5 protein-coding genes are annotated in these 4,623 nt (G+C 37.9%); all 5 read left to right on the top strand.

Features of this window, described 5'->3' with window-relative positions; translation table 11 throughout:
* Positions 1-646 precede the first annotated feature (646 nt).
* The 5 genes from tsaD to QZU45_RS10845 all read left to right on the top strand — a co-directional run bounded on the left by tsaD (position 647) and on the right by QZU45_RS10845 (position 4,210).
* A complete protein-coding gene (gene tsaD, locus QZU45_RS10865) occupies positions 647-1,663 on the top strand; it encodes a tRNA (adenosine(37)-N6)-threonylcarbamoyltransferase complex transferase subunit TsaD (RefSeq protein ID WP_295355204.1) in 1,017 nt (338 codons plus the stop codon).
* 2 nt (positions 1,664-1,665) lie between these two features.
* Entirely contained in the window at positions 1,666-2,019 is a 354-nt protein-coding gene (gene folB / locus QZU45_RS10860; RefSeq protein ID WP_295355202.1) for a dihydroneopterin aldolase, read from the top strand.
* A 2-nt stretch (positions 2,020-2,021) separates the two neighbouring features.
* Positions 2,022-2,570: a 2-amino-4-hydroxy-6-hydroxymethyldihydropteridine diphosphokinase gene (gene folK, locus QZU45_RS10855; RefSeq protein WP_295355200.1), complete on the top strand. Its 549-nt coding sequence runs from the start codon at positions 2,022-2,024 to the stop codon at positions 2,568-2,570.
* A 2-nt stretch (positions 2,571-2,572) separates the two neighbouring features.
* On the top strand, positions 2,573-3,412 hold the full coding sequence (locus tag QZU45_RS10850) for an undecaprenyl-diphosphate phosphatase (protein WP_295355199.1): 840 nt from the start codon (positions 2,573-2,575) through the stop codon (positions 3,410-3,412).
* A gap of 333 nt (positions 3,413-3,745) precedes the next feature.
* Positions 3,746-4,210 carry a type III secretion system chaperone gene (locus tag QZU45_RS10845; protein WP_295355197.1) on the top strand — a complete coding sequence of 155 codons (465 nt, stop codon included), beginning with the start codon at positions 3,746-3,748 and terminating at the stop codon, positions 4,208-4,210.
* Positions 4,211-4,623 lie beyond the last annotated feature (413 nt).

Here is a 4,623-nt window from a genome sequence, read left to right as displayed (position 1 = left end):
AAAATTAGCTAGCAGCAATAATAAATATGATGTAAATGCTGATAGTTATCTTGTTCACCTAGTCCAGCTTCGGAATATTCATCCTTGGCTGGACTGGTTTTATTCCGCGGAACCTTTATCTTAAAAAAAATTTTTTAAAGTTCCACCTTGCTGGTGATTATTTCTTAGGACAAGATCCTGTTGGATCATTGGGATTACCCTCAACATCTGTTGGTCTACTGCTGTTTACAAGTATGATTACAGATAGTATTTACATTGTATCTAATGCAGTCCCTGTTTGGTTCCTGGAGGCTGCAGGCAATCCTGTTTATTCGTCCTTGAGAAATTCACCTCAGCATTTAATTTACAATTCTATTATAAGTATCTATAAAAGTAGTGTAAACAAAATATTCAAAAATACAGTGCAGATCACATAAAATTAGTAATTATTTCCATTTAATATTATTTAACTTTTTGATAAAAAAGTAATTATTATAATTCTTATTTTAATTATCTATGTTTAATAAATAAAAATCAGACTACGTTATAATATTTTTTGTATTTGTTTTTCTTTACATTCTACTGATATATCCTCAAGGATTAAAACTGCGACAGACCTCAAATAATCTGCTAAAATAGGCCATCTTCAGTAATTTAGAGAATTGTTATGCGTGTACTAGGAATAGAAAGCTCCTGTGACGAAACAGGTGTTGCTATATATGATGACGAAAAAGGATTGATTTCTCATGTACTGCATACTCAGATTGCCATGCATGCCGAGTACGGCGGTGTGGTTCCAGAGCTTGCATCCAGAGACCATATCAAACGAGTTGTTCCTCTTGTAAGAGCAGCTCTGGATAAAGTTAATCTCGAACTAAAGGATATTGACGCAGTGGCTTATACTGCAGGACCAGGCCTTATTGGAGCTCTTTTGGCTGGAGCTATGGAAGCCGGAGCCTTAGCTTATGGCTTAGGCATACCTTGTGTTCCTGTGCATCATATGGAAGGTCATCTTTTAGCACCAATGCTTGAGGATGACAAACCTCAGTATCCGTTCGTCGCTCTTTTGATTTCCGGTGGTCATACTCTACTTATCAAGGTAGAAAAACCTGGTAAGTATGAACTTATCGGTCAGTCTGTTGATGACGCAGCCGGAGAAGCTTTTGACAAGACAGCTAAACTTCTGGGAATTCCTTATCCTGGTGGTCCTGGACTTGAAAAGCTTGCAGAAAACGGAAAGAGCGGTGTCTTCAATTTCCCTCGTCCAATGATAAAGAATCCAAACTGTGACTTCAGTTTTGCAGGTCTAAAAACTGCTGTTTTAAACGCAACTTTAGATCATAAGGATGATCTTGAGACTGTGAAGGCAGATATTGCCAAGGGCTTTACAGAGGCTATGGCAGAAACCTTAGAAATTAAATGTAAACGAGCTTTAAAACAGTGTCACCTGAAAACGTTAGTTGTGGCTGGCGGAGTAAGTGCCAATAAGGATATTCGCAATCGCCTGCAGAAACTAATGGATTCTATACACGGTAAGGCATTCTTTGCCCGTAGAGAGTTCTGCACAGACAACGGTGCCATGATTGCACAGGTTGGTATGCTTAGATTTAAGGCAGGACAGCTTGGAGATGGCAGAATAAAGGTTTATCCAAGATGGCCTCTATCATCTCTTAAGGCTCTCTAGAAATGGACAAGATATTTATTACAGATCTCAGAGTGGAATGTATTATTGGCATTCTGGATTTTGAAAGAGTTACTCCTCAGCCGCTTCTGGTTTCAATTGAAATTGAAAAAGATCTGAAAAGAGCTGGTCAAACAGGTGACTTAGCTAAAAGTATTGACTATGCAGATTTGTCTCTGAGAGTAAAAAAATATATCATAAATCGAAAAGCCAAACTTCTAGAGGAGTTAGGAGTGGAGCTTTGTGACATAATATTAAAAGAATATGCTCCTTATAGTGTGACTGTAAGACTTAACAAGCCAGAGGCAGTCGCAGATGTAAGAGAGGTTGGAATACAGATAACAAAGACTTTGGAGTAAAGATGTCTACAAAGGTTTATTTAGGTGTTGGATCCAATCTAAATAGAGAAAACTCTTTAAGATTTGCATTCGCAAAAATTTCCCCATTATTAAAAAACTGTAAGAAATCATCTATCTGGATCAGTAAACCTGTAAGAAATGGTGAGCCTGACTACTTCAATATGGTAATCAGCGGAGATACTGAGTCCAACCTTGAAGAATTCCATACCTGTCTTATGAAGATTGAGGAAATGGCAGGAAAGGAAGTGATGATTAACGATGGCACCAATTTTGGTATGAAGCGTCGTCTCGATATCGATATTCTTGCTTTTGGAGAGCTTGAAACCACTACTCCTTGCATTATTCCTCGTCATGATATTCAGGACTATCCTTTTGTAACCTGTCCTTTAAATGAGCTTGATCCAGATTTTGTTCATCCAGTCCTTCACCAGAAGGTTAGTGAGCTGTGGTCAAAGCTTGAACCAACCCTGTCAGAGGACAGAAAGGTTGTAAAGACTTCCATAGACTGGAATGTTGAAGCTCCTGTATGGAATAACGCTTCTAAGGACTAGTAATGACTTTTTTGCATGTTCTGGTCCTTTCTATAGTGCAGGGACTAACTGAGTTTTTACCTGTTTCATCAAGTGCTCATCTGATTTTCCCTGCAAAACTTCTTGGCTGGCCTGATCAGGGGCTGGCTTTTGATGTTGCAGTTCATCTGGGAACACTGATGGCGGTTGTCCTGTATTATCTTGCTGATTTGGTCAAGATTTCTTCCTATACCATTGAAGCCTGTATCAAGCTACAGATTTCTCCTCTGGCAAGAATTGGTTTCTGTCTGATAATTGCTACTCTGCCTGTTTGTGTGGTTGGTTCACTTTGTGAGGGGTATATTTCTTCGGTATTGCGAGATAATATTGATGTTATTGCCTATACCACCATTGGTTTTGGTATTCTTCTTGGTATCGCTTCCTATGTGAACAAGAAGATGGTATGGCGCAATATTGATAATATTCAGGGCGCTCGTTCAGACTCTCTTCGTGGTCTTAACTATACTCAGGCTTTGGTAATCGGATTATTTCAGGCGCTTGCTGTATTCCCTGGTGTTTCCCGTTCTGGTATTACACTTACAGCAGGTCTTTTCATGGGAATGAAATCAGAAGCGGCAGCCCGTTTCAGTTTCCTTCTGGCAATTCCTGTAATTATCGCTTCAGGTGCTTATGAGATTTACAAAATCTACACTATGGGCACATTGGAACTACAGTGGGTTAACCTGATTATTGGTGCGATACTTTCCTTTATCGTTGCAATTATTGTGATTCATCTGTTCCTTAAATACATTGCAAAATCAGGCATGGCCGTATTCGTAATATACAGAATTCTGCTTGGTGCTCTCCTGCTTTGGCTTTTCTAAGCATCTATCGACACTATAATCAATAAGGCCACCTCTCAGTAGTTAAAAAAGGGAGGAGGTCTTTTTAAATTTGATCTGTCCTAAACCTTTATAACTATCTGTATTTATATGGAAAATATTGGTTTGAAAAATCTTTACGCTTTTCTTTTGAAAAAGTTGATAAAAAATTTTGCTCTACATTATGTATATCTTTGTGAATGTTATCATGTTTTATTTTTCTTCTTTAGTCTATAACTAATATACTGAGTCTTGAAATTTGAGTCCGATGAAATTTTTATTTTAATCACCAATACGAGAAAGGGCAGTACTGAGTCATAGGAAGATGGATTAGATATGGACATACACAGCATTATCAAAGAGTTCTGCGACAGATATTCTATTGAAGGCGTCGCTCCTGAAAAAGATGGTTCCACCTTTTTCAAGGTAGATGATCAGGAGGTAGGAATTTTAAAATCACCTACAGAAGAAAGCATCACTATTTGTGCTGAGTTCGGTGATCCTCCCGAGAGCTTTACTTCAGAATTCTCTGAGCTGTTGCTTAAGGCTAATTTTCTTTATCTTTCCACTGAAGGCGGAACCCTTTCTCAGAATCCTGGCAACAACAAATACGTCTTTATGCTGCCTTTAAGGCTTGAAGGGTTAGATACAGATGGATTTGTCCAGAAACTTGACCGCTTTCTAGTCAAGCTTGAAGAGTATCAGATTCTTCTTAAGGAGTATAATCCTAAAGCAGCTTCCTCTGATAATGACAGCGTTAGCTCCCAAAGCTCACTAAGCGCTTTTTCACAGATGATTTAAGAGAAGTTAGATTGATTCGAGGTAAGGAATCTTTTTGGGGACAGGCTATATTTCCAATGGAATTGGACAACTACTTAAATCTTGAGGCATGATGTCAGTTTTGCCTGAAATTAACCTTTAAGTCAGATTTAACCTCTGTCTAATAAGGCTGGTCTCCAGATAAAAATTTGAAAGGGCTAATAACTGTTTTTATAAATCTACAAATTGTTTATAAAGTCTGCAATTTTTTTTATAGATTCAATTTTTGGGGCTTTATTTAATTATCCTCTTCATAGTAAGATTACGTCTTTGGTAACTCATTAAAATATTCTGACAGGTAACAGAAGGAATGATTGTAGGACAGGTTATTGAGCTTAAGGCAAACAATAAGTTTTTCACTTATTGCAGAAAAGCCTTTGGTGTAAGACGATTTG

The sequence above is a fragment of the uncultured Succinivibrio sp. genome, assembly GCF_902756765.1.
Taxonomy (GTDB): Bacteria; Pseudomonadota; Gammaproteobacteria; order Enterobacterales; family Succinivibrionaceae; genus Succinivibrio.
Note: the sequence above shows the minus strand (reverse complement) of the source record. Positions and strands in the feature narration are given on the sequence as shown.